At 75.2% G+C, this 25,380-nt stretch carries 16 protein-coding genes; 11 read left to right on the top strand and 5 right to left on the bottom strand.

Translation table 11 applies throughout. The features are described 5' to 3' along the window. From ACGFZP_RS25190 to ACGFZP_RS25150, 9 genes are all read left to right on the top strand, one after another. Positions 1–534, top strand: a 534-nt coding sequence (locus ACGFZP_RS25190; RefSeq protein WP_392936980.1) for an FTR1 family protein, incomplete at its 5' end; no start/stop codon positions are given. A 489-nt stretch (positions 535–1,023) separates the two neighbouring features. Beyond that, a complete protein-coding gene (locus ACGFZP_RS25185) occupies positions 1,024–2,331 on the top strand; it encodes an MFS transporter (RefSeq protein ID WP_392936978.1) in 1,308 nt (435 codons plus the stop codon). Positions 2,332–2,478: 147 nt separating this feature from the next. Then, positions 2,479–3,780: a non-ribosomal peptide synthetase gene (locus ACGFZP_RS25180; RefSeq protein WP_392936976.1), complete on the top strand. Its 1,302-nt coding sequence runs from the start codon at positions 2,479–2,481 to the stop codon at positions 3,778–3,780. A gap of 208 nt (positions 3,781–3,988) precedes the next feature. Next, on the top strand, positions 3,989–7,117 hold the full coding sequence (locus tag ACGFZP_RS25175) for an amino acid adenylation domain-containing protein (protein WP_392936974.1): 3,129 nt from the start codon (positions 3,989–3,991) through the stop codon (positions 7,115–7,117). After that, complete coding sequence (locus ACGFZP_RS25170) at positions 7,114–8,292, top strand: acyl-CoA dehydrogenase family protein (protein ID WP_392936972.1); 1,179 nt, start codon at positions 7,114–7,116, stop codon at positions 8,290–8,292. Before ACGFZP_RS25175 ends, ACGFZP_RS25170 begins: the two co-directional genes overlap by 4 nt. A gap of 32 nt (positions 8,293–8,324) precedes the next feature. Beyond that, complete coding sequence (locus ACGFZP_RS25165; protein ID WP_392936970.1) at positions 8,325–10,160, top strand: amino acid adenylation domain-containing protein; 1,836 nt, start codon at positions 8,325–8,327, stop codon at positions 10,158–10,160. A 57-nt stretch (positions 10,161–10,217) separates the two neighbouring features. Next, on the top strand, positions 10,218–12,134 hold the full coding sequence (locus ACGFZP_RS25160; protein ID WP_392936969.1) for an amino acid adenylation domain-containing protein: 1,917 nt from the start codon (positions 10,218–10,220) through the stop codon (positions 12,132–12,134). Next, positions 12,131–15,016 (top strand): condensation domain-containing protein, encoded by a 2,886-nt coding sequence (locus tag ACGFZP_RS25155; RefSeq protein WP_392936967.1) that lies wholly within the window; start codon positions 12,131–12,133, stop codon positions 15,014–15,016. The genes ACGFZP_RS25160 and ACGFZP_RS25155 overlap by 4 nt, the downstream gene beginning before the upstream one ends. A 316-nt stretch (positions 15,017–15,332) precedes the next feature. After that, entirely contained in the window at positions 15,333–15,980 is a 648-nt protein-coding gene (locus ACGFZP_RS25150; protein WP_392936965.1) for an HNH endonuclease family protein, read from the top strand. A 424-nt stretch (positions 15,981–16,404) separates the two neighbouring features. Here ACGFZP_RS25150 and ACGFZP_RS25145 read toward each other — a convergent pair whose 3' ends face one another. From ACGFZP_RS25145 to ACGFZP_RS25135, 3 genes are read right to left on the bottom strand one after another with little or no spacing between them, the layout of a single operon-like run. Further along, the gene (locus ACGFZP_RS25145; protein ID WP_392936963.1) at positions 16,405–16,854 is read right to left on the bottom strand and encodes an NUDIX hydrolase; all 450 of its coding nucleotides are present in this window, start codon (positions 16,852–16,854) and stop codon (positions 16,405–16,407) included. Beyond that, on the bottom strand, positions 16,851–18,104 hold the full coding sequence (locus tag ACGFZP_RS25140) for a DegT/DnrJ/EryC1/StrS family aminotransferase (protein WP_392936961.1): 1,254 nt from the start codon (positions 18,102–18,104) through the stop codon (positions 16,851–16,853). Before ACGFZP_RS25140 ends, ACGFZP_RS25145 begins: the two co-directional genes overlap by 4 nt. Further along, on the bottom strand, positions 18,101–19,093 hold the full coding sequence (locus ACGFZP_RS25135) for a Gfo/Idh/MocA family protein (RefSeq protein WP_392936959.1): 993 nt from the start codon (positions 19,091–19,093) through the stop codon (positions 18,101–18,103). The genes ACGFZP_RS25140 and ACGFZP_RS25135 overlap by 4 nt, the downstream gene beginning before the upstream one ends. Before the next feature lie 155 nt (positions 19,094–19,248). Here ACGFZP_RS25135 and ACGFZP_RS25130 point away from each other — a divergent pair, with 155 nt between their 5' ends. Further along, positions 19,249–20,562, top strand: coding sequence for a helix-turn-helix transcriptional regulator (locus ACGFZP_RS25130; protein ID WP_392936956.1), 1,314 nt, complete (start codon positions 19,249–19,251; stop codon positions 20,560–20,562). A gap of 249 nt (positions 20,563–20,811) precedes the next feature. On the opposite strand, the gene ACGFZP_RS25125 is transcribed toward ACGFZP_RS25130, so the two are convergent. After that, positions 20,812–22,977 carry a restriction endonuclease gene (locus tag ACGFZP_RS25125; RefSeq protein ID WP_392936954.1) on the bottom strand — a complete coding sequence of 722 codons (2,166 nt, stop codon included), beginning with the start codon at positions 22,975–22,977 and terminating at the stop codon, positions 20,812–20,814. A gap of 218 nt (positions 22,978–23,195) precedes the next feature. Further along, positions 23,196–24,023, bottom strand: a complete 828-nt coding sequence (locus tag ACGFZP_RS25120; RefSeq protein WP_392936953.1) for a TioE family transcriptional regulator — start codon at positions 24,021–24,023, stop codon at positions 23,196–23,198. 58 nt (positions 24,024–24,081) lie between these two features. On the opposite strand from ACGFZP_RS25120, the gene ACGFZP_RS25115 reads away from it, so the two are divergent. After that, the gene (locus tag ACGFZP_RS25115) at positions 24,082–25,293 is read left to right on the top strand and encodes an erythromycin esterase family protein (RefSeq protein WP_392936951.1); all 1,212 of its coding nucleotides are present in this window, start codon (positions 24,082–24,084) and stop codon (positions 25,291–25,293) included. Positions 25,294–25,380 lie beyond the last annotated feature (87 nt).

Genomic DNA, 25,380 nt, shown 5'->3' with positions numbered 1-25,380 from the left:
ATGGGGTCGGTGGCGCTGGTGGTGACGTCGTTCCTGGCGGTGGGCCGGGAGGGGCTGGAGACGGCGCTGTTCATCTGGTCGGCGGTGCAGGCCACCGACGACGGTTACAGCCCGGTGGCGGGTGCGGCGCTGGGGCTGCTGACGTCGGGGGTGCTGGGCTGGCTGTTCTACCGGGGTGCGGTGCGCATCGATCTGGCGCGGTTCTTCACCTGGACGGGGGCGATGCTGGTGGTGGTCGCGGCGGGGGTGCTGGCCTACGGTGTGCACGATCTGCAGGAGGCGGGCTGGATCGGGGGCCTGCACGACGTGGCGTTCGACGTCAGCGCGGCGGTGCCCAAGGACAGCTGGTACGGGACGCTGCTGAAGGGCGTGTTCAACTTCCAGCCGGATCCGACGGTGCTGCAGCTGGTGGTCTGGGCGCTGTATCTGGTGCCGACGCTGGTGGTGTTCCTCGGGCTCTTCGGCGGCGGCCGCTCCACCACCCCCGCCAAGCCCGTCACCCAGGGCGCCGACAGCGGCAGTTCGGCCGCCTGACCTCGTTCCGTCCGCTCACCGCCCCGCCCGGCCACCGCCGGGCGGGGCGGTTTGCGTTACGGGCCCCGGACGGCCGGCTCCGATACGTCGGTGAGGGCCGCCGTGGCGGCGCACAAGTCCGGCGAGGCGAAGGGAAAATGACGAATCGACAGGTCCCCACGATCCGGTACGGCCTTCTATCACACCGGTGTGATGGCCGAGTGACGGGTCATCAGCACTTCACGGGATCCGGCCATGTTGAATCCGGCCGTCCGGTGAGATGGAGATAAGTGTCCGGATACCGGACAGGGTCGTACGCGTGTGACCGGGTTCACCGCTTGGTCACGACGGTGCTGGTGGGGCCGCCGGACCGGCTCCCGAGCCGGTCCGGCGCAGGTGAAGGGGGGTTAAGTGGCCAGGGAGGGTGGTTGAATCCAGCCACCCCCGGGGAAGTCCGGAAACGGTCGTACCGCTTGCCCGGTGTCGAAGTCGTCACCGAGAGTCGTACTGATGAACGAAACCCCTCGCCCGGCCGCCGACCGCCTGCTGGGCCACCGTGACTTCCGACTCCTCCTTTCGGGGGCCGCCGCCGCCCAGGTCGGCAACCAGGTGACCCTGGTCGCGCTGCCCCTGGTCGCCGTCCTCGAGCTGGACGCCACGCCCTTCCAGGTCGGTCTGCTGACGGCCGCCGAGACCGCGGCCTTCCTCCTGGTCGGGCTGCCCGCGGGCGCCTGGCTGGACCGGATGCGCAAGCGGCCGGTACTGATTCGCGCGGACGTGGTGCGCTGCCTCGCGGTCGCCTCGATCCCGCCGGCCGCCGCGCTGGGCGTGCTGACGATGGTCCAGCTCTACCTGGTGGCCCTGGTCGTCGGGGTGGCGACGGTCTTCTTCGACGTGGCCCACCAGTCCTTCCTGCCGCAGCTGCTCCCGCGCGAGCAGCTGGTCGGAGGCAACGGCGCGTTGGAGACCGTGCGGTCCAGTGCCCAGATCGCCGGTCCGGGGCTGGGCGGCGGGCTGGTCCAGCTGCTCGGCGCGCCCCTGGCGATCGTCGCGGACGCGATCGGCTACCTGGTCTCGGTGGTGCTGCTGACGGGTATCCGGGTCGAGGAGCCCGAGCCCCGGTCGGAGCCCGGGCGCGCGCTGCGGACGGAGGTCGCCGAGGGCGTCCGGTACGTGCTGCGCCACCCGTTGCTGCGGGTGATCGCCACCGCCACCGGGCTGTCCAACTTCTTCTCCGCCATCCTGATGGCCGTCCAGACCGTCTTCTGGGTCCGGACGCTGGAGCTGTCACCCGCCGCGATCGGCGTCCTGCTGTCGGTCTCGGCCGTCGGCGGCCTGGCCGGGGCGCTGTGTGCGGGCCCGCTGGCCCGCTGGGTCGGCCAGGCCCGGCTGATCTGGCTGTCCGCGGCGGTCTCGGCACCCTTCGCGATGCTCTGGCCGCTGTCCGGTCGCGGTGCCGGGGTCGTGCTGTTCGGGATCGGCTCGGCCGTGGTGCTGTTCGGCGCGGTGGCGTACAACGTCGCCCAGGTGAGCTTCCGCCAGACCGTCTGCCCGCCCGAACTGCTCGGCCGGATGAACGCCACCATGCGCTTCCTGGTCTGGGGCACCCTGCCGCTCGGCGCCCTGGTGGGCGGCGCGCTGGCCGATGTCGCCGGACCGCGTGCCGCCCTCTGGGTCTGCGCCGTCGGCTTCGTGCTGGTGCCGCTGCGGCTGGTGTTCTCGCCGCTGCGCGGCCTGCGGGAGCTGCCCGTCGACGACCAGGACCGGGACCAGGACGAGGACCGGGACCAGGCCGCCGAGGCCAGACCCGTCTCCTGACCCCCGCACCCCGACCGCCCGGACCGCCCGGCCGGCCCGGTGAACCGCCGCGCCCCGAACCGCCGCGCCCCGAACCGCCATGCCCTGAACCGCCATGCCCTGAACCGCCATGCCCTGAACCGTGACACCGCGAACGGAGACCCGTCCGTGCCCCCGAGCATCACCGCCGCGTACCTCGCCCGGTACCGGTCCGTCGCCGCCGCCGACGGACCCCCGAACCTGCTCCCGCTCACCGGAGCCCAGCGCCGCTTCCTGATCTCCCGCCAGTTGGACCCGCAGCACCGCCCGGACGTCGTACCGCTGTTCTTCGCCTTCCCGCGCGGCACGGTGGACCTGCCGCGGCTGCACCGCGCCGCGGTCCGGCTGGCCGGTGGCCACCCGGCCCTGCGCGGCCGCTTCGGGACCGTCCGCGGCACCCCCGTCCTACAGCTCGGCGACCCGTCCGTCGAGGTGGCCCTCGCTCCGGTCGGCCCCGCCGACACGGCCCGCGGAGCCCTGCTGCGCGCCCTGCTCGACTGGCCGGCCGACGGGCCCGCGCTGCGCCTGCTGCTGGCGGCCGACCCGGACGGCGACGAGGAGCTGCTGGCCCTCGCGCTGGACCACGCCGCCTGTGACGAGCAGTCGCTCGGCATCGTCACCGCCGAACTCACCGAGGCCTACGCCCAGGACGAGCGGTCCGCCGGGGACCCGGCCGCCGACGGCTCGGCCGGGTACCGGGAGGCGGTCGAGCTCCAGCTGGCGGCCGAGGCCGCCGCCGCCAACGCCGCCGCCCAGGCGCACTGGGCCGCCCGGCTGGGCGGTCTCGGCGGACCGGGCGGGACGGCGGCGACCGGCCGAAGGGGCCGGGGCGCGCCCCCGCAGCCCACCGGCATGCTCAGCGAGCGGCTGCCCGCCGCCACCGGGGCGGCGCGCGGCGCGGTCTTCCCCGCCCTGCTGGACGCCGTCTCGGCCGCCGCGCACCGACTGCTCGGCACCGACCGGACCCTCGCGCTCGGCTACCCGTGGGGCGGCCGCCCGCCCGGCGCGCCACCGGTCCTCGGCTGCTTCCTCAACACCCTGGTCCACCCGGCCGCGGCCGGCCCGCCCCGGAGCCTGGACGAGCTCGGCGACGCCTGGTGGGACGACCTGGACCACGCCGACACCCCCTTCGACGAGCTGGTCCGCGCCGCCCGGTCCGCCGGGGCGCAGTGGTCGGGCGAGCCGGACGGCCTGCTGACCTTCGAGGACCTGCAGCGCCGCCCGCCGCTGGTCCTCGACGGCACGGAGGGCCGGGAGACCCACCTGGCCGGGCGCCCGCTCGGCGCGCCGCTGGCCGTCTCCGCCTCGCACGGCGAGGACCTGCTGGTCCGCCTCGCCTGGGACCGCGACCGCTGCCCGGACGACGCCGCCGAGGCCGCGTTCGCGCTGCTGCTGACCACCCTGAGCCACCACCTGCGTCCGGCCCGCTGAGCGGACCCGGACCACCGCGCCACCCGGCGCCACCGAACCACCCACCTGCACCACCGCGCCACCGCGCCACCCCGAACCACCCGAACCACCCGAACCACCGGCGTCCGCGCCACCACCCCCGGCGCCCGCCCCGGCCCGGGGCGTGCCCACCAGGCCCGCCCCACCGCCTGACCGAACCACCCGCCCGCCCACCGCAAGGGAACCGTCCATGTTCGCTCTCTCCTCCTCGCAGGAGATCGTCTGGCTGCACGAGCAGATGCTCCCCGGCAGCCGCGCCTACAACTTCACCGCCGCCCTCGACCTGTGGGGCCCGCTCGACACCGACGCCCTGCGCGCCGGCCTGGCGGGCGTGATCGCCCACCACCCCGGCCTGCGCCTGGAGCTGGTCGCCCGCCCGGAGGGCGTGCCCGGCCAGCGGGTCGCCGTCGACGCCGAACCGCGCCTGCGCATCGGCGACCTCTCCGGCGAGGCCGACCCCGAGGAGGCCTTCCGCGCGCTGCTCGCCGCCGAGGCCGCCGAACCGCTCGACACCACGCAGGCGCCGCTGCTGCGCTGGCACCTCGTCCGGCTCGCCGACGACCACCACCGGCTGATCCACGTCGAGCACCACCTGATCCACGACGGCCACTCGTTCGCGATCCTGCTGCGCGACCTCTTCACGGTCTACCGCGCGCACGTCCTCGGCGAGCCGGCCGTCCTGCCCGAGGCCCGCTCCTACGAGGAGCACGTCCGGCTCGACACCGACGGCTCCCGGACCGAGGCCCGCGAACGCAGCCTGGACTTCTGGCAGCAGGAGCTGGCGAACGCCCCGCTCGACCTGAGCCTGCCCGGGCTCGCCCAGCCGGGGGCGGTCCGCCGCCACCGGGGCGGACAGCTGCGGCAGTCGATCGGCGCCGACCTGGCCGAGCGGCTGCGCGAGCGCGGCCGACAGGACGGCCACACGCCGTTCAGCACCCTGCTCACCCTCTTCGCCGAGCTGCTGCGCCGGCACAGCGGCCACCGCGAGCTGGTCATCGGCACCGCCGTCGGCAACCGCCCGCTCGGCTTCGAGGGCACCCTCGGCATGTTCGTCAACACCGTGCCGCTGCGGCTGCGGCTGGACCCGGCCGCCTCCGGCACCGACGCGGTGGACGAGGCGACCGACGTCCTGATCCGCGCCCTGCCCCACCAGGACGTGCCCGTCCAGGAGTTGACCCGCGCCCTCGGGCTGCACACCACGGGCGCGGACAACCCGCTGTTCAGCGTGATGTTCAGCGCGCACGACGCGGCGCTGCCGGACCTCCAGGCACCGGACCTGGAGATCTCCCTGTACGAGGGCTTCAACACCGGCACCACCCGCTTCGACCTGGACCTCGTGCTGCTGCCGGACGACCGCCGCGTGGTCGGCGAGAAGCACGGCGCCGCCGGGATGACCCTGGTCTGGGACTACGACACGGACCTGTTCGGCGCCGAGGTCGCCGGGCTGCTGGCCGAGCGCCTGCTGGAGCTGCTGCGCTGCTACCTGGACCGGCCCGGGACGGCCCTCGCCGAGCTGGCCCCGGCCGAGCCCGCGCCGGCCCCCGCCGCCCTCGACCCCGCCGCCGTGCGGGAGGAGGCCGCCCTCGACCCGGCCGCCGCCCACGACCCGGCCTCCCTCGCCGTGATCGCCGGCTCCGAGCGGCTCACCTACGGAGACCTCGACCGCCGGGTCGGCGCCCTCGCCGAGCGGCTGCGCGCCGCGGGCGTGACCGCGGGCGTGCCGGTCGCCGCCGTCCTGCCGCGCGGGGTGGACAGCGTCGTCGCGCTGCTCGCCTGCCTGCGCCTCGGCGCGGTGTACGCCCCGCTGTCCGCCGAGGACCCGGCGGCCCGGCTCGGCCTGCTGCTGGAGCGTCTGAACCCGGCCCTGGTACTGGCCACCCGGCAGAGCGCCACGGCGCTGCCCGCCGAGGGCGTCACCCCGGCGCTGCTGGACGGCCCGGCGTTCCCCAAGGCGGAGCCCGCCGCGCTGCTGGACGGCGCCGCGTACGTGATCCACACCTCCGGCTCGACCGGGGTGCCCAAGCCGGTGCTGGTCGGCCGGACCGCGCTGGCCCGCTACGTCGCGGCGCTCGCCGACCGGTACGCGCTGACCCCCGCCGACCGGGTCCTGCTGTTCGCCCGGCCGTCCTTCGACGTGGCGCTGGAGGAGGTGCTGCCCTCGCTCGCCGCCGGCGCCGCCCTGGTGGTGCCGCAGCGCGAGGTGCCCACCGGCCCCGAGCTGGTGGCGGTGCTGGCCGCCCGCGGGGTCACCGTCGCCAACCTGCCGACCAGCTACTTCCTGGCGGTCCGCGAGGACCTGCGGGAGGCGCTGCGGGACGGCCGGTGGTCCCCCCGGCTGCTCGTGCTCGGCGGCGAGCGGCTGCCCGCCCGCGCCCTGAGCGGCCTCACCGACGACACCACCGCCACGGTGCTGAACGCCTACGGCGTCACCGAGGCCACCGTCACCTCCACCGTGCACGAGGTCACCGCGGCCGACCTCGCCGAGGACGCCGAGATCCCGCTCGGCCTGGAGCTGCCCGGCGTGCGGGTCCACGTCCTGGACGAGGGCCTGCGGCCGCTGCCGGACGGCGGCGTCGGCGAACTCGTGGTCGGCGGCGGCGCGCTCGCCGAGGGCTACCTCGGCCACCCCGAGACCACCGCCGCCCGGTTCGTCACCGTCCCCGCCCTCGGCGGCGAGCGGGTGTACCGCACCGGCGACCGCGGCTACCGCGACCTGCGGGGCCGGCTCTGGTTCCTCGGGCGCCAGGACAACCAGGTCAAGCTCCGCGGGTACCGGATCGAGCTGGAGGAGATCGAGGCCGCGGCCAGCGCCGAGCTCGGCGGCCGCTTCTGCGCGGTCGTGCTGCACCAGGACCCGGCCGGCGGCCCCCGCCTGGTCGGCTTCCTGGAGGGCGCCGGGCAGCCCGACCAGGCCGCCCTGCACGCCGCCCTGGCGCTGCGGCTGCCCGGCGGGCTCGTCCCGGCCGGCTGGACCGCCCTCGACACCATGCCGGTCCTGCCCGGCGGCAAGCCCGACCGGGTCGCCCTGGCCCGGCTCGCCGCCGAGGCGCCCGCCGCCGCCGAGCGCGACACCCCGCAGGCCCAGGCCTTCGCCGACGCCGGCCAGGAGCTCGTCGCCGAGGCCTGGCGGGAGGTGCTCGGCCACGACCGGTTCACCGCCGACTCGCACTTCTTCGAGGTCGGCGGGCACTCCCTGCTCGCCGCGCAGCTGGCGGCCTGGCTGGAGCCGCGGCTGGGCAGCCGCCCGGCGCTGCGCACACTGTTCCGCAACCCCGTCCTGGCCGACCAGGCCCGCGCCCTGACCGGAGGTGCCCGATGAGCTCCGCCCCCTCCGCCGTCCTGGAGGCCGACCACCGCGAACTGGTCGACGCCTTCGAGAGCTTCGTGCGCCGCGAGCTCGTCCCGCTGGCCGCCGACCTGCCCGAGACCGACGACCAGGTGCCCGCGGACCTGCGCGCCTACGTCCGCAAGCGCTCGGCCGCGCTCGGCTTCTACGCCGGCGACTACCCCGAGGAGCTCGGCGGCTCCGGCATGCCGTTCACCGCCGTGGTGCTGCTGCACCACGCCGCCGGGCGCAGCGGCTGCCCGCTGGCGCAGTACGCGCTGGCCGGCTCCGACGGCCCCAGCCCGCTGCTGCGGCACGGCACCCCCGAGCAGATCGAGCGCCACCTGGTGCCGCTGGTGCGCGGCGAGGCCGCCCGCTGCCTCGCCCTCACCGAGCCGCAGGCCGGCTCGGACGCGTTCCGCCTCACCACCACCGCCGTCCGCGACGGCGACCACTGGGTGCTGAACGGCCGCAAGACCTTCGTCAGCAACGCCGACCGCGCCGACCTCGCCCTCGTGGTCACCGCCACCGACCTCGGCACGGGCGACGGCCCGACCGCCGGCGCCACCGCGTTCGTCCTGCCGATGGACCAGCCCGGCCTGCGGATCGGCCAGCGCTACGAGGGCATGTCCGGGGAGCCGCTGTTCGAGCTGACCCTCGACCAGGTCACCGTCCCGATGGACGCGGTGATCGGCGGCGCCGAGGGCGTCGGCGCCGCGACCGCCCTGGCCATGGACAGCCTCTCCCGGGGGCGCCTGGTGGTCGCCGCGATGTGCAACGGCGTCGCCGAGTACGCGCTGCGGCTCGGCGTCGAGTACGCCCGGGAGCGGCAGGCCTTCGGCCAGCGGATCGGGGCCTACCAGCACGTCCAGGAGCACCTGGTGACCACCCGGGCCGAGGTGGAGGCGTCCAAGCTGCTGACGTTGGCCTGCGCCCGGCTGGTCGACGACGGCACCGAGGCGCCCGAGAACGCGGCGCTCGCCAAGCTCACCGCCTCCGAGACCGCCGTCCGCGCGGTCGACCGCTCGCTCCAGGTGCACGGCGCCACCGGCTGGGTGCGCGGTCACCCGCTGGAGTTCCTGTACCGCTACGTCCGGATGATGACGATCATCGAGGGGACCTCCGAGGTCCAGAAGGTGATCGTCGCCCAGGCCATGGGCCTGAGCTGAGCAGCCGCCACCACCGTTTCGGAGAACGTGACATGACGAACCATCACGAAACCCTCAGCATCGGGTACGGCCGGCCGCACCAGGACGGCGCCGTGCTCGACCTCTTCACCACCTGGGCGCACCGCACCCCGGACGCCCCCGCGCTGATCGACGGCGCGCACAGCTGGAGCTACGCCGAACTCGACCGCCTCGCCGACACCCTGGCCGACGCCCTGCGCGACCGGGTCCGCCCCGGCGACCTGGTCGGGCTCTGCCTGGACCACTCGGCCGCCCTGGTCGCCGCCACCCTGGCGGTCGCCCGGCTCGGCGCCGTCCACCTGCCGCTCGGCCCCCGCCCCGGCGAGCGTCGGCTCCAGGCCGTCGCCGACAACCTGCGGGTCACCTGCCTGATCGGCGACCCCGCGCTGCTGCCGCCCGCACACCGCGCCGCCGACCGGCTCCCGCTGACCCTCCCCACCGAGGGCGCCAACGCCGCCGCCACCGTGGTCGCCGCGTTCGCCCCCGCCCCGGCGGACGCCGTCGCCGCACCCACCGGCACCCACTACGCGGTGCTCACCTCCGGCTCCACCGGCACCCCCAAGGCGGTGGCCGTCGGCGAGTCCTCGCTCGGCGCGATGCTGCACTGGTACCGCGAACTGACCGGCCTGGGCCCCGGGGACCGGCACAGCCTGCTGATCGGCGTCGCCTTCGACCCGCACCTGATGGAGCTGTGGGGCACCCTCACCTCCGGCGCAGCCCTGAGCGTCGCCCCCGACGCCGTCCGCTGGGACCGGAACGCGCTCACCGACTGGTGGCGCACCGCCGGGATCACCGTCGCCGTCCTGCCCACCCCGCTGGCCGAGCCGCTGCTCGACCGGCCCTGGCCGACCGGCCTGGCGCTGCGCCACCTCACCATCGGCGGCGACCGGCTGCGCCGCACCCCCGGGCCGGACGTCACCGCGACCGTCCACAACGACTACGGCCCGGCCGAGGCCACCGTCGCCACCACCGTGCACACCATGGCCCCCGGCGCCGACCACGGCACCGGCGCGCCGCCGATCGGCCTGCCGGTGCCCGGCGCCGTCGTGCTGGTCACCGACCAGGACGGCCGCCCGGTGCCCCGCGGGGAGGCCGGCGAACTGTGCATCGGCGGCCGCGGCCTGGCCATCGGCTACCTGGACCCGGAGCTCACCGCCCGCCGCTTCGTCGACGCGCCCGCGGGCGTCGAGGGGACCGACCGCGTCTACCGCACCGGGGACCGGGTGGTGATGCGCCCGGACGGCGTGCTGGAGTTCCACGGCCGGCTCGACGACCAGGTGAAGGTCAGCGGCGTCCGGATCGAACCCGCCGAGGTCGAGGCGGCCTTCGAGCGCGACGGCCGGGTCCGCCGCGCCGCCGTCGCCGCACAGCCCGGCCCGGCCGGCGTCCGCCTGGTCGCCTTCGTCCAGCCGGCGCCGGGCGCGGAGCTCGCGGACGGCGCAGCCCTGCTGCCCGAGGTCCGCCTCTGGCTCCCCGAGCAGGCCGTGCCGACCGTCGTCCGCCTGGTCGACGCCTTCCCGCTGGACGCCAACGGCAAGGTCGACCGCGCCGCCCTGCTCGCCGCCGAGGAGGCCGCCGGCCCCGCCGAGGCGGGGGAGGAGGGCGAGACGCCCACCGAGCAGACCGTGCTGCGGCTCTGCCGGGAGCTGCTCGGCCGCCCCGGGCTCGGCCCGCAGGACAACTTCCTGGCGTCCGGCGGCAACTCGCTCGCCGCCGCGCGGCTGCTGGCCGCCCTGGAGGAGGAGTACGGCGTCCGGCTGCGCGCCGCCCAACTGCTGCGCCAGCCCGACCTGCGCAGCGTCGGGCGGCTGGTCGAGGACCGGCGCCCCGGCGTCGTCGCCACCGCCTGACCGCACGCCGTCACAGGGCGCCCCGGCCCCGGCCGGGGCGCCCGGAAGGGAACCACCATGACCGCTCCCACCCCGGGCGGCGCCGCGGCCGGGCAGCCCGCCGCCGTCCCCGCCCTCCCCGCCGTCCCCGTCCTGATCGCCCGGCAGGCCGAGCAGCACCCGCACGCCCTCGCCGTGACCGACGGGACCACCGTCCTGACCTACCGCGAACTCGTCACCGCCGCCGCGCAGTTGGCGGCCGAGCTGACCACCCGCGGGATCGGCCCCGGCAGCGCCGTCGGCCTGCTCTGCGCCCGCTCCACCCGCCTCGTCGTCGCCCAGCTCGCCGTCTGGTGGGCCGGCGCCCACACCGTGTCGCTGGACCCGGCCTATCCGCGTCCGCGCACCCACGCGATGATCGAGGACGCCGGGGTCCGGCTCACCCTCGGCGACAAGGCGCTGCTCGCCGAGGCCGACCTGCCGGACGGGCGGACCTTCGTCCTCGCCGACCGCGGGTCCGACGGCGAGGACGCCCCAGGCCTGCCCGGACCGGCCGCGAACGGCCCGCAGGCGGCCGCCCTGGTGATCTACACCTCCGGCTCCACCGGCCGCCCCAAGGGCGTCCAGGTGCCGCACGGCGCGATCACCGACCTGGTCACCGCCCCCGACGCGATCGCGCTGCGGCCCGGCGACCGCGTGCTGTTCCACTCGCCCGCCACCTTCGACGCCTCGACCTTCGAGCTGTGGGCCCCGCTGGTGTGCGGCGCCGCCGTCGCCGTCTCGCCCGCCGAACGGCCCGGCGCCGAGGAACTCGCCGCCGACGTCGAGCGGTTCGGCGTCACCACCGCCTTCCTCACCACCGCGCTCTTCCACCACCTGGCGGCCCGCCAGTCCCGGATCTTCGGCCTGCTGCGCACCCTGATCGTCGGTGGCGAGGCGCTCTCGCCCGAACACGCGGGCGCGGTCCTGAAGGCCTTCCCCTGGCTGGAGCTGGTCAACGCCTACGGGCCGACCGAGGCCACCACCTACACCACCCTGCACCGCCTCACCCCGGCCGACTGCGCCGGGCCGCCGCCGATCGGCCGCCCGTTCGGCGGGGCCCGGGTCCTCGTCCTGGACGAGCGGCAGGCCCCGGTGCCGCCCGGCACCCGGGGCGAGCTGTGGATCGCGGGAGCCCGGCTGGCCACCGGCTACCTCGGCCGGCCGGACCTCACCGCGGAGTACTTCCGCGAGCTCCCCGGCGCCGGCCGGGCCTACCGCAGCGGCGACCTGGTCGCCCAACGCCCGGACGGCGCCCTGGACTTCCACGGCCGGGTCGACGACCAGGTGAAGGTCCGCGGCTTCCGGATCGAGCCCGGCGAGATCGAGCACGCCCTGCGCCGGCACCCCGAGGTCGCCGACGCGGCCGTGGTGGTCCGCCGGGCCGGCCAGGAGAACGCCGCCCTCACCGCGTACGTCGTCCCGGCCGAGGGCGTGCGACTGGCGCCCGAGGTGCTCCGCCGCCGCCTCGCCGACCTGCTGCCGGCCCACCTGGTGCCCACCGCCTGGACCGTCCTGGACGCACTGCCGCTGACCGGCACCGGGAAGGTCGACCGCCGGGCGCTGGCCGAGGACGGGCCCGCCGAGGCCGGCCCCGCCGAGGAGGGGACCGCCTCCGAGCTGACCCCGATCCAGGAGGTCGTCGCCGCCGCCTGGTCGCGGGCCCTGGAACACCCGGTGACATCCCCGGAGGCCGACTTCCTCGCCGAGGGCGGCCACTCGCTGCTGGCCATGTGGGTGGTCGACGACCTGCGCGAGGACCTCGGCGTCGAGCTCCCGCTCGGCGACTTCCTCGACCACCCCACCGTCGCCGGGCAGGCCGCGCTGATCGAACGCGCCCTGCTCGCCGCCCACGGCACGGAGGACGGTTCGGACCCCGGTACGGACCCCGCCGACGGCGACCGTGCCGACGGCACCAGCGTCGTCCCCGAGAACTCCAGGGAGCAGCTCCGATGACCGCCACCGACCAGGCCGCCCTGCTGCGGCTCGCCCGCCGCCGGGCCGGGGCCGGGCAGGACCGGACGGCCCGCCCGGCGGCCTTCCAGGGCGAGGGCCCGGCCCCGCTCTCGCACGCCCAGCAGCGGATGTGGCTGATGGACCGGCTCGGCCAGGGCGGCGCCCTCTACAACGTGCCGCTCGCCACCCGCCTGCGCGGCCCGCTCGACGCCGAGGCGCTCGCCGGAGCGCTGACCGCCCTCACCGCCCGCCACACCGTCCTGCGCACCCGCTACGGGCAGCGCGACGACCAGCCCTACCAGGAGGTCGGCCCCACCACCGCGGTGCCGCTCCCGGTGGTGCCCGCCACACCCGCGCAGGCACCGGAGCTGCTGGCCGAAGAGGCGGCCCGGCCGTTCGACCTCGCCGCCGGCCCGGTCCTGCGCGCTCTGCTCCTGCGGCACGGCCCGGAGGACCACACCCTGCTGCTGACGCTGCACCACATCGCCGTCGACGGCGGCTCGCTGCCCGTCCTCGGCGCCGACCTCGCCGCGCTGTACCAGGCCGCCCGCACCGGCGGGCCCGCCGGACTGGCGGAGGTCGAGACCCAGTACGCCGACTACGCCCGCTGGGAGCGCGCCCGCGACGCCGAGCTCACCGCCGCCGCCGACCGCCGGGCCGCCGCACTCGCCGGCGCCCGCGGCACGGCACTGCTGCGGCCCGTCCCACCCGGCGCGCGCACCCGGCAGGCCGGCCTGCACACCGCCCCGCTCACCACCGCGACCCTCGACGGCCTGCGGCGGCTCGGGGCGGAGCACGGCGCCACCCTGTTCGCGGTGGTCCTGGCCGCGGCCTTCGCCACCCTGCGCACCGCCACCGGCGAAGCCGACCTCACCCTCGGCTGCGCCGGCGGCCACCGCGCCCGGCCCGAACTGCGCCGACTGGTCGGACTGGGCGTCAACACCCTCCCGATCCGCGCCGAGCTCCCCGGCGACCCGGAGTTCACCGAGGTGCTGGGCCTGGTCCGGGCCGCGCTGCTCGACGCCCAGGCCCACCACGACGTCCCGTTCGACCTGATCCTGGAGCGGCTCGGCGCCGCCGCCCGCGACGCGGACGGCAACCCGCTGCTCGCCGTCAGCTGCGACCTGATCCGGCCGGCCGAGCCGCTCGCCCTGCCCGGCCTCGCGGCCCAGGCCGTCGAGATCGACCTCGGGCTGGCCAAGTTCGGCCTCGCCCTGCTGGTCGAGGAGGGCCCGCAGCCCCGCTGCCTGGTCCAGCACGACACGGCCGCCCTCGACGAGCCCACCGCGCAGCGGCTGCTCACCGGCTTCGCCGAGCTGCTCACGGCCGTCGCGGCCGACCCGGCCCGCCGCCTCGGCGACCTGCCCGGGGCCCGGCTCACCGGTGCCGTCTCCGACTCGACCTCCGACTCGGCCTCCGCCTCGGTTGCGGAGGCCGAGCACCCCGCCGTCGCCGCGCTGCTCGCCGACCCGAGGGTCGCCGAGGCCGCCGTCCTCACCCCCGAGGGCGGACCGGCGCTCGCCTACGCCGTGGTCCGCGGCCCGGACGCACCCAGCGGCCTGGACCTGCGCACCGCGCTGCGCCGCCGCGTCCCGGCGAGCAGCCTCCCGGCCGCCGTCACCCTGGTGGACGCCCTGCCCCGGCAGGCGGACGGCTCGGTCGACCAGGCCCGGCTGCCCGGCGCGGGCGCCGCCCCGGCCGGCGGGAGCGAGCCGCTGGACACCGTGCGGGCGGCCTTCGGCGAACTGCTCGGCACCACCCCGCAGCCGGACGGCGACTTCTTCGCGCTGGGCGGCCACTCCCTGGTGGCGGTCCAGCTCGCGGAGCGGCTGCGGATCCGCACCGGGCTGCCGCTGACCGGGCTCGACGTGCTGGAGCAGCGCACCCCGCGCGCTCTTGCCGGCCTGCTCGACGCCCGCGCCGCCGAGCGCCGCGCCGCCCCCGGGCGGCCGTCCGACGCGGGCCGCCGCCCGGCGCGCGCGGGCACCGTCCTGCTCACCGGCGCCACCGGCGGGGTCGGCGCCGCCGTCCTCCAGGAGCTGCTGGCCCAGGGCCGCCCGGTCCGTGCGCTGGCCAGGCCGGAGTCGGCGCACCTGCTGGCCCGGCAGGGCGTCGAGGTCGCCGAGGGGGACCTCGCCGACCTGGACAGCCTGCGCCGCGCGGTCGACGGCGTCGACACCGTCATCCACGCCGCGTGCACCTTCACCGAGCACGCGACCGACGTGGCGGCCATGCGCGCGCTGCTGGACGGCTGGCAGGGCGGCGACTTCGTGTTCGTCGGCAGCATCGACGCCTACGGCCGGCCGACCGCGGCCGAGGTGGCCGAGGGCGGCCCGGCCGAGCAGCCGGTCAGCCCGTACGGACAGGCCAAACTCGACTGCGAGCGACTGCTGTTGGAGGCCGTCGAGGCCGGCCGCGGCCGTGGCGCGGTGGTGCGCTCGCCGATCGTCTGGGGCCCGCACCGGCGGCTGCGCGACCAGCTCCGCTGGGGTTCCACCGGCGCGCTGTACCAGGCCGCGAGCGCCGGCGAGCCGCTCGTCCTGCCGGCCCCGGCGGCGGACGGCCCCGACTGGTACGGCGCCTCCTGGGTGCACTCGGCCGCCCTCGCGCGGGCCGTCACCGGCTGCGCCGACGGTACCGGCCGGGCGTCCGGCCGGATCGTCAACGCCGTGACCGGCCACGTCTCCTGGCCCGAGCTGGCGGCCGAACTGGTCCGCCTGCTCGGCTCGTCCAGCGTGATCGAGCTGCGGGCGGACGCCGATCCGGAGCTGCGGCGCCCCTGGCACTACCGGGCCGACGCCCTGGCCGACCTGCTCCGCCCGGAGCCGGGGGAGGACTGGCGCAGCGTGCTCGCCGCCATGGTGGAACGCCGCCCGTCCTGACCGCTGCGCCGTTCTGACCGCCAACCTGTTCTGACCGCCAACCCGTCCTGACCGGCGGCCCGTTCAGACCGTCACCCGTTCCGACCGCGCCACCACCGGGCGGGCCCCGGCACCGCGCCGGGGTCCGTCCGGTGTGCGCCCCGGCGTGCCCCTGGCGCGTTCCCCCGGCGTGCCGAACTGATCATCGGTCAAAAGTTCACCTTCAAGGTCTACCCGCGTAAACCGAACGGCGCCATGCTGGTTGACGGCCCGGGCCCGCTCCGTTGAGCCCGGGGGTTCCCCCCTGCCCTCCTCCATCCCACCCTGGAGTACCCGCATGCCCGCGATACGCCCGCTCCACCGTGCCCTGGTGGCCGCCCTCGGCGCCCTGCTGCTCGCCGCGGCCACCCTGCTCGCCGGTGCCGGCTCCGCCCAGGCCGCGCTGCCCACCCCCGTCTCGGCGGCCACCGCCCGGACCTACCTGGCCTCCATCTCCGTGGCGGCCGAGTCCCACGACAGCACCTACGACCGGGCGCTGTTCCCGCACTGGATCACCATCGCCGGTACCTGCGACACCCGTGAGACCGTCCTCAAGCGCGACGGCAGCGGCGTGGTGACCGCCAGCAACTGCTCGGCCACCAGCGGCAACTGGGTCTCGGCCTACGACAACGTCACCACCACCAGCGCCTCCTCCTTCGACATCGACCACCTGGTGCCGCTGGCCGAGGCCTGGCGCTCCGGCGCCTGGGCGTGGAGCACGGACCAGCGCAAGGCCCTCGCCAACGACCTCACCCGTCCGCAGCTGATCGCCGTCTCGGCCTCCTCCAACCGCAGCAAGGGCGACCAGGACCCGGCCCACTGGCTGCCGCAGACCTCCTACCGCTGCACCTACGCCCGTGCCTGGGTGCAGGTGAAGTACTACTACGGCCTCAGCGTGGACAGCGCCGAGAAGAGCGCGCTCAGCTCGATCCTCAACGGCTGCTGAGCCACCGTCCCCACCCGGGCGAAACGTATCGCCCACCCCCCGGAGCCTGTCTTCACACCCCAGAGCAGGAGCCCCGGCCGGTACCCGTTCCGGCCGGGGCTCCGTCCTGTTCTTCGGATTCCTGAATCGTTCGCATCTCGTCCGACCGATCTGCGGTCTGGATGAAGACGGGGAGGCTCGGGTTGGCGGCGCTAGCGGTCGTACGGGATCTGCGCGAGCTTCGGGAACCCCTGTCTCCGCTGGTCCACGAGTGCATCAATTTCCATGGCCGTTATGCGACTGTCTGATCGCATCGGGACGGGCTGCGGCCCTTGCGTGACCCGCGCGGCGAGCAGACGGGCGACTGAGCAACAGCGCGGGTCGTGGACGACTCGTTGCGGAGCTGCCCACGGCCCGCGCCGCTGCCCTACGCGTACCGCGGGTGTCAGGGGAGGAGGAGCGCTCGGGTCTCGTCGCTGACGGTCGGCAGGTCACTCCGGTCCGCCCAGGTCGAGTCGTCGTGCTCGGTGAGGACGATCGGCTCGTGCTTCTCGACGGTGACGGCGAAGGTGAACTGCCGGGTCATCTGCCCGTTGTCCGAGGAGTAGTCGAAGGTGCCGACGTAGCCGGTGACCTCGGTGAGGGTGAGGCCGGTCTCCTCCATGACCTCCCGGTTCAGAGCCTGCTCCAGGTGCTCGCCCGGCTCGACGCCGCCACCGGGCAGCTCCCACAAACCGCCGAGGAAGTCCTCGGGCCTGCGCCGCAGCAGCAGCACGCGGCCGACCTCGTCGGTGATCAGCGCGCCGACGACGAACTGCCCGATCCCGGCGTTTTCGGCCTCGGCCAGGAGGCCGGGGACGAAGTCGGGTTCGGTGGCGAAGAGGGAGGCACTCACAGAAGCTCCTTGTGGTGGTCGATCACCTTGCGGGCCGCCCGGACGTAGTCGGCGGCCAGCGGAAGATCCTGCTCACGATGCCAGACCGGGAGCTTGATCGTGTGCCGATAGGCGCGCTCGGCGACGGGGAAGTCCCCGTCCGCGTAACGGCGGTGGGAGTGCGGGTGGCCGGGGAACAGCGGGCCGGGCCGGCGGTACAGCGGCAGCCGGTTCATCGGGCGGGTGGAGCCGGGCCGGTCGAACTCGGCCGCGCCTTCCGCCACGAGTGCCTGGTGGAACCGCTCGACGGCCAGGCCGCCGAGCTCCTCGGGCCGGTACGTGAGCGTCAACCCGTACCAGGACGGGATCACCCCGTCGGGCATCGGGGTCACGTCCAGGCCGGGCAGGTCGGCGAACCGCTCGCTCAGGTGGCGGGCGATCTCGGCCCGGCCGGCGAGGTAGCCGTCGAGTCGGCCGAGCTGGTCGTGCGCCAGGGCGGCGGCCAGCGGGTGGATGCGGAGCTTGAGGCCGGAGCCGGTGACCGCGTACCGCGCCAGCGGATGGCCCTCCGGGATCTCGCTCTTGGCCCGCTTGTTGTAGTGCGCGAACGTCAGCACCCGGTAGTACGTGTCGTCGTCATCGGTCAGGACGAACCCGCCCTCGCCCCCGGACAGCGGCTTGGGCCCGTTGAGGGAGAACGCGGATGCGAGGCCGAAGGTCCCGACCTTTTGCCCACCGTGGGAGGCGCCGTGGGCGTGGGAGCCGTCCTCCAGCAGGGCCAGCTCGTGGGTCTTGGCGATGGCCCGCAGCGCGGGCATGGCGGCCGGTCGGCCCCACAGGTGGGTGACCATGATGGCCCGCGTCCGGGGCGTGATCAGCTCCTCGACCCGGGTCGGGTCGATGTTGCCGTCCGGGCCGGTCTCGCAGAGCACCGGCACGGCGCACAGGTGGAACAGCGGGGAGGCGGTGGCGTGGAATGTCCAGGCCGGGACGATCACCTCGTCCCCGGCGTTGACGTGGGCCGCCCAGTACGCGGCGTGCAGGGCGGAGGTGCCGGAGCTGAGGGTGATCGCGTGCCGGACCCCGAAGTAGTCCTGCAGGGCGTCCTCAAGGTCGGCGACGATGCCGGAGCGGCCGGGGATGGAGACGGCGGTGTCGAGCTGGGCGGCGACCCTGGCGCGGGTGGTGTCGTCGATCGGCGGCCAGGCGAAGTGCGGACCGGTCGCGGTCACCGCGGCTTCGCCGCCGAGCAGGGCGAGGGTGCTGGTCACAGCATCTCCTTCGGGTCGATGTAGCGCCTGGCCCTCTTCGACTCGTAGCAGGAGGCGACGAAGGCGGCGTGGGCGAGGTGCTGGTCGGGGCCGGAGGTGTTGGGGCGCTCGCCGTCCAGGACCCGGCAGAAGTAGTCGATCTGGGCGCTCGCCGCGCTCGCCGGGGCCTGCGGGCGATTCAGCTCCTCGACCACCGTGCCGTCCAGGGCCAGGCGCTGGACCTGGCCCTTCGTCAGCAGAACCGAGCCTCGGGTACCGACGACGTGCAGCTTCTCGGTCTTGGGAGCCATCCAGCGCGAGAGCAGGATGGAGCCGTACAGCTCGTTGTCGTAGCCGAGCTGGATGACGGCGGTGTCCTCGGCGTCGTAGCCGCGCTCCGGCACGGCGGAGGCCGAGAGCTCGGCGAGCACCCGGGTGGGCATGCCGAAGTACCACAGCAGCAGGTCGACCAGGTGGTAGCCCATGTCGATGATGCAGCCGCCGCCGGCCTGGCTGACGTCCCCGCGCCAGCCGCCGCCGGGGTCGTCGGTGTGGAAGGTGTACTGGCCGTCGATCAGGAACGGGGTGCCGATCTGGTCCAGCAGCTGCGGCACGGAGGTGTAGAGCGGGTTGAAGCGCCGCTGGAGGGTCACCATCAGCTCCACCCGGCCCGTTTCGCAGATCGACGCGAGCTCACGGGCCTCGGGCAGCGAGGTGGCGAACGGCTTCTCCTTCAGCACGTGCACGCCCCGGGCCGCACACTCCTGGACTACGGCCCGGCCCGCGTGGTGCGGGACCGCGACGATCGCGAAGTCCGGCTTCACCGTGTCCAGCAGGTCTCCGGAGCGGGCGAAGCCGGGCACCTGATGGGCGTCCTGCCGGGTCCGCAGGGTGTCTGGGTCGCTGTCACAGACCGCGACCAGCTCGGCCCTGCCGGACCCGAGCAGGCCGGGCAGGTGGTCTTCGAGCGCCTGGTGGCCGAGACCGATGACGGCGGCTCGACGTTTCACGAGCGGACTCCTTCCTCTTCGTGCGAGAACTTGTCGTTGCGTGTCGAGTACAGCCCAACGGACAGTCACCGAAAAGGCGTTGTCTGTAGTCCCGGCGTGGTCCCGCCCTCGCTCGCAGTAGGCTCACCGTCACTGTCGATGATGGAATTGGGCCCGTGGACGACGCGATCCGGCACCCCCTCGCCTACGCACGCGACCTGCGCGGCTGGTCGCAGTCGGACCTCGCCCTGCGCATGGACCGGGCGGCCCGCAAGCACGGGCTCCGCTCCGGCGCGGACAAGGCCGCCGTCAGCAAGTGGGAGACCTCGCGCAAGGTCCCCAGCACGGAGACCCAGGCCTGGATCGCCGCCGCCTTCGAGGTCCCGCCCGAGGACGTCGAGATGTTCGGCTGGCCGGAGTGGCTGCCGGGCCACGACATCCCGCTGCCGCTGGGCTCCGCGCACACCGTTCAAGCACTTCGAGAGGCCCAGAGAACCGCGATGGACCGCCGCAACTTCATGACCCTCAGCGCCGTATCGCTGGCCGGCCTCGCCACCCAGTGGGCCCGGATCGAGCCGGACCGCCTGAGCACCGCGCTGAACGGCAAGCGCGTGGACACCGAGCTGGTCGACTGGCTGGAGGACACCAGCGCGAAGCTGACGGCCCTGCCGACCGAACAGCGCCAGCACACCGCCCGGCTGATGGACGCCCACCTCGCCACCGTCACCGACCTGATCGCCGACGGTCGCTACCCCGAGCCCACCGGCAAGCGCCTGCACGTCCTGGCGGCGTCCCTGGCCACCACGTGCGGCTGGTACCGCTTCGACCAGGGCCGCCACTCCGCCGCCGGCCGCCTGTGGACCTCGGCCCTGCACAGCTCCCACGCCGCCGGCGCCCGCGACTTCGGAGCCGGGGTCCTGTCCGACTTCGCCTACCAGTCGAACTGGCTCGGCAAGCCCAACATCGCCGTGGACCTCCTCGGCAGCGCGCTTTCACGCACCGAGCACCCCACCGCCCGGTCCCTGCTCCTCCTACGCAGGGCACGCGCGCACGCCGCCCTCGGCGAACGCTCCGACTGCTACCGCGACCTGACGGCTGCCGAGACCGAGCTGTCCGCCACAGCCTTGGACCCGGCCCCCGGCTGGTGCGCTTGGATGAGCTCGGCCGACCTCGCCGTCGACTCCGGCCAGTGCATGCTGGACCTCGGGCAGACCGATCTCGCGCACGCCCGCATCACCGAGGGCATGAGCCTGCTGCCCCGGGCCCGCGACAAGACCCGCGGCATCTTCCTCACCTACGAGGCCCGCAACCTCCTCAAGGTCCGCGAAGTCGAACAGGCCCTCGCCGTCACCAACGAGTCCCTCGACCTCGCCACCCGCATCGGCGCCGAACGGTGCATCACCCTGGTGCGCGACCTCGCGCCGGCCTTCAAGCCCTACCGGCAGGTGGACGGTGTCCCGGAATTCCTGGAGCGGCTCAAGGCCGCCTGAACGCCCTTTGACCCCCTTGGCGTGGCGTGACGTCAGCGCGTCGGGCCCGCCGGTACGGCTTGTCGTCCCGGCGCGTGGACGTCACCGAACACCCGGTTCCGGCCCGAGCAGGGCACTCACTCCGTCGATCGGTCGCGGTGGGGTCGGCGGCGATGCCGCGTCGAATGCCGAGGAACGCGAGTACGGCGATCGGCGCGCTGACGGACCGGCCCGGGGCGCCCGCCACGACGGGCGCCCCGGGCCCGGCCGCTACTCGACCGAGACCCCCCAGCGCACCGCGAGCCCGGCCAGGCCGCCCGCCACCGCCACCCCGGACGGCTTGAACGACCACTGCGTACCGGCCCGGTGGAACGAACCGACCAGCAGCGCGGTGTCCGGCATCCCGCCCGTCGAGGCCTCCCAGCGCTCCGGCCCGGAGGCACCCGGCCCGAACTCGGCCTGCATCGCCAGCCCGTGCACATAACCCAGCGGCAGCGCCGGCGGCTCCTCCTCCTCGGTGGAGACCGCGATCACCACCTCGTCCGCGTCCGGCGCCAGGCGGTCCAGGTCCAGGGTGAGTCCGGCGGCCCGTACCGGCTCGCCCGGCACCGAGCGGGTCGGGTGCAGCCGCACGGCGCCGTGCGGGTCCTGCGGGTTGTTGAAGAACACGAAGTGCTCGTCGTCCAGCACCCGCCCGGAGGCGCAGACGAACGCCGAGACGTCCAGCTCCACCGCGTCGCCGCCGGCCGTGCGGGACCGCCAGGACAGCTCCACGGTGCTCCGGCGGCCGGCCGGCTCCGGGGCCGCCTCCACCGCGCGGGCCGCCCGGCCGGCCGCACCACCGCCGTCGGCGCCGCCCCCGCCGCCCAGCCGCCCGCGCAGCCCCTGCTCCGCCAGCAGCTCGACCAGCTCGGGACCGCTCACCAGGGTCAGCGGCTTGTTGCGGATGTAGTCGTACGACCCCGGACCGAACCCGGCCGTGGTCACCAGGATGCCCTTGATCGCGCCGTGGTGGCGCACCGTGGAGTCGAGGTCCCGCACGGCCGTGGGGGAGACCGTCGAACGGTAGCGCTTGGCCTGGATGACGATCCGTCCGCCGGTGACCGGATCGAGGTCCTCGGCGACCACGTCCACCCCGGCGTCCCCGCTGCGGGCGGTGGTCATCACCCGGAAGCCGCGCAGCCGGAACAGCTCCGCGATCAGGTCCTCGAACTCGATCGGGTCCATCTCGAACAGGTCCGGCTCGTCCTCCCCGCCCTGGCCGGCCAGGCTGCCGCCGACCGTCTCCGGCAGCCGGTCCGGGGTCACCTCGTCCAGCCGCTCCGGACGCGCCGACAGCCGCCCGCCCAGCCCCTGGAAGCACTCCACGGCCGCCACCCGGTCCAGGGCGAGGCCGGAGAACTCCGCCCTGGTCACCGTCACCGTCGACAGGAAGCGCTCCGCCTCCCGGCCGGTGGCCGGATCGATGCCGCAGACGAAGCCGTTCAGCACCACCGAGGCGAGCAGACCGTCCCGGTCCGCCCGGAACAGCTCCGTGACCACCCGCAGCCCGCTCTGCGCCAGCACCTCCCGGTACAGCGCCTTGCGCTCGGTGGCCGGCCGCGCCACCTCCGCCTCCCGGTCGTCCGTCTTCACGTACCGCACCCGGGCCGCGGCCGGCACCACATCCGCGCCCGGCAGCTCCCAGTTCACCACCAGCTGACGCGTCGACGCCTCCCAGGCCGCCACCAGCCGGTGCGGGAACCCCTCCGGCCAGGCCGCCGAGGAGTACAGCACCGCGGTGAAGTACTCCTGCACCGCCGCCGCCTCCCCGGCCCGCAACCGGCGCAGCAACTCCTCGGTGCCGGCCGCCCGTTCGGTGTCCTGGCGGCGGTGCTGGGCCACCCACTCCAGATACTGCCCGTGGTACTCGGCCAGCCGCCGCTGCCGGTCCGCCTCCGCGGCCTGCGCCGCGTACCAGTCCTGCTCGAACCGGGCCCGGGCCTGCGCCACGTACTGCTCGTACTGCTGCCACACCCCCGGGTTGCGGGCCTGCGCCGGATCCGGCGGCGGCACCTGGTAGTGCGCCTGGTCGGGCATCGGCACCGGCTCCCCGAGCCGCCCCGGCTCGAAGGACGGCACGGCACGCGGCGCCAGCAGCGCCTGCGGACTGAACGCCGGCCGCCCCAGACCCGCCGCCAGCAGCCCCCGCAACTCCTCCACCCGGCCGTCCAGTTCGGCCGTCCGCCGGGCCGCCTCCGCCTCCCGCGACTGCTGGTACGCCCGCAGCGCCTCCCGCTCACCCCGGGCCGCCGCCCGCTGCGCCTCGCGCGCCTCCCGCTCGCGCCGCCGCTGCTCGGCCTCCTGGGCGCGCCACCGGGCCTCCTCGCGGCGCTGCTGCTGTCGCTGCGCCTCCGCCCAGACCGCCAGCACCCCGTCGTTCCGCCGCCCCGCCACCAGCCACCCCTTCGCTCCGCACCGACCCTGCGGCACTGCCTCCCGACCGCGCCGCCACCGCGCCCGCCACAATAGAACGTGGACGGGCGAACCTCCCAAGCGCCCGCGACCTGCGCCGCCTTCGGGTACCGGCAGGAGCGGACGGTGCGGCCCGGACACCCGGACCGGTGGAGGGCTTGCCGAGCCGGACCGGTCGGTGACGGCCGGCGGTCGAGGTGTCAGCCGCGCCTGCGGAGGTACGCCTCCAGCTCTGCGGCCCCGGCCAGCATCGCGCGCCCGCGGGCGGACAGCCGGCCGTGCCAGTCGCCCAGTGCGGCCTCCAGCGGCTCCAGGCCGCCTGCCGCCCGCACCTGGGCGATCAGCGGGGCGATCTGCTCCAGCAGGTAGCCGCCCCGCCTGAGCTGGTGGGCCAGCCGGGCGTCCCGTACGTCGGCCTCGTCGTAGACCCGGTACCCGGTCCGCGGGTCGCGGCGCGGGCGGACCAGTCCGGCCCGTTCCCATTTGCGCAGAGTCGCGGGCCGGACTCCGAGCATCCCGGCCAGCGGCCCGATGAACGTGCCGCCGACCCCGGACATCGCGGCCGGCCCGGACCCGGACCCGGACCCGGACCCGGACCCGGACCCGGACCCGGACCCGGACCCGGAACCGGTACCGGTACCGGGCTCGGAACCGGTACCGGGCTCGGGCGCCGTGGTCGGCTCCAGGTCGCGGAGGGCGCCCTCCACGGCCTGGAGGGTCCGGCGGTCGTCGAGGAGCTGGGCGTGGCTCTCGTCGATGAGGCGGAACGCCTCGTCGACCGCGCCCTGGTGCACGGCCCGCATGATCGACGTCGCCGTCCGGTGGCCGTGGCCGGGCACCAGGGCGAGAAACGCGAGCAGGGCCCCCGCGTGTAGCGGGGTGTAGGTGCGGTAGCCGTGGGGTGTGCGACCGGCGGGCGGAAGGATGCCCGCCTCCTCGTAGTTCCTGATCGCCTGGGTGGACAGGCCGTGCCCGCGCGCCAGATCAACCGGCCTGAGGCGCTCACTACTTTGAAGGTTTCCGCCCATGAGGCCGACGGTATCGCTGAAAAGTCTCAACCGTGGGTTCAACGATACCGTTGAATGCATGGCTACTGACATCAAGGACACCGTCCATGCCGTCGACGCTGCCGCCGTCATGGGACTGCTCCCTGCCCGGCCACGGCTGCTGGCCCTGGGCGAGCCCACCCACGGCGAGGACGCCCTGCTCGACCTGCGCAACGAGCTCTTCCGCCGGCTCGTCGAGGAGGAGGGCTACCGGACGATCGCGATCGAGAGCGACTGCATGGCGGGCCTGGTCGTGGACGACCACGTCACCTCGGGCACGGGCACCCTCGACGAGGTCATGGCGCACGGATTCAGCCACGGCTGGGGCACCTCCGCGGCCAACCGCGAGCTCGTGCGCTGGATGCGCGCCCACAACGACAGCAGGCCCGCGTCCGAGCGGGTGCGCTTCGCCGGTTTCGACGGCCCGCTGGAGATCACCGGCGCCGCGAGCCCCCGGAAGGCCCTCACCGCACTCCACGGCTACCTCTCGGCCCTGGTGGACGCGGATCTGATCCCCTGCACGGGGGAAACTCTCGACCGCCTGCTCGGCACCGACGACCGGTGGACCGATCCCGCCGCGATGACGGACCCGTCGCAGTCCGTGGGGTGGTCGGCCGAGGCCGAGCTCCTGCGGCTGCTCGCCGACGATCTGGTGGCCCTGCTCCAAGCGCAGACGCCGCACCTGATCACGGCGACCTCCCGGGACGACTGGGAGCGGTCGTGCCTGTACGGGCGCACCGCGACCGGCCTGCTGCGGTACCACTACTGGATGGCCGACACCTCACCGGCCCGGATGACCAGGCTGTGCGCGCTGCGGGACTCGATGATGGCCGAGAACCTCCTCGCCCTCGCCGAGCGCGGCCCGGTACTCGTCCACGCCCACAACGCCCATCTCCAGCGGGAGAAGAGCACCATGCAGACGTGGGAGGGGCCGGTGGAGTGGTGGAGCGCCGGCGCGCTGGTGAACGCCAGGCTGGGTGAGCAGTACGCCTTCCTGGCCACGGCCCTCGGTACGATCCGCCACCAGGGAGTGGACGCGCCGCCGCCGGACACCGTCGAAGGGCTCCTGTACGCCCTCCCGGAGGACCGCTGCGTCATCGACGCCCCGCGGCTGGCCGCCGCCCTCGGCAGTACGCGGCCCGAGCCCCGGGTATCCCCCTGGTTCGGCTACGCCCCGCTTGACCCGGCCCACCTGGCGGACCGGGACGGCATCGTGTTCGTCAGGGATGTCCCGCAGGTCCCGCAGGGCTGATCCGAGGGGGCGCCCGGTGTCGCGGTGCCCGGGACGACCCTGCCCGCGACGACCCTGCCTGGGCACCGTCCTGATCCCCGGGTCGAT

This window comes from Kitasatospora sp. NPDC048239 (genome assembly GCF_043202015.1).
Taxonomy (GTDB): domain Bacteria; phylum Actinomycetota; class Actinomycetes; order Streptomycetales; family Streptomycetaceae; genus Kitasatospora.
Note: the sequence above shows the minus strand (reverse complement) of the source record. Positions and strands in the feature narration are given on the sequence as shown.

Bases quoted from the DNA above. Each gene is read 5' to 3' on its own strand.
- ACGFZP_RS25175 (WP_392936974.1), top strand. From the start codon at position 3,989: ATGTTCGCTCTCTCCTCCTCGCAGGAGATCGTCTGGCTGCACGAGCAG.
- ACGFZP_RS25150 (WP_392936965.1), top strand. From the start codon at position 15,333: ATGCCCGCGATACGCCCGCTCCACCGTGCCCTGGTGGCCGCCCTCGGC.
- ACGFZP_RS25170 (WP_392936972.1), top strand. From the start codon at position 7,114: ATGAGCTCCGCCCCCTCCGCCGTCCTGGAGGCCGACCACCGCGAACTG.
- ACGFZP_RS25185 (WP_392936978.1), top strand. From the start codon at position 1,024: ATGAACGAAACCCCTCGCCCGGCCGCCGACCGCCTGCTGGGCCACCGT.
- ACGFZP_RS25160 (WP_392936969.1), top strand. From the start codon at position 10,218: ATGACCGCTCCCACCCCGGGCGGCGCCGCGGCCGGGCAGCCCGCCGCC.
- ACGFZP_RS25165 (WP_392936970.1), top strand. From the start codon at position 8,325: ATGACGAACCATCACGAAACCCTCAGCATCGGGTACGGCCGGCCGCAC.
- ACGFZP_RS25155 (WP_392936967.1), top strand. From the start codon at position 12,131: ATGACCGCCACCGACCAGGCCGCCCTGCTGCGGCTCGCCCGCCGCCGG.
- ACGFZP_RS25120 (WP_392936953.1), bottom strand. From the start codon at position 24,023: ATGGGCGGAAACCTTCAAAGTAGTGAGCGCCTCAGGCCGGTTGATCTG.
- ACGFZP_RS25115 (WP_392936951.1), top strand. From the start codon at position 24,082: ATGGCTACTGACATCAAGGACACCGTCCATGCCGTCGACGCTGCCGCC.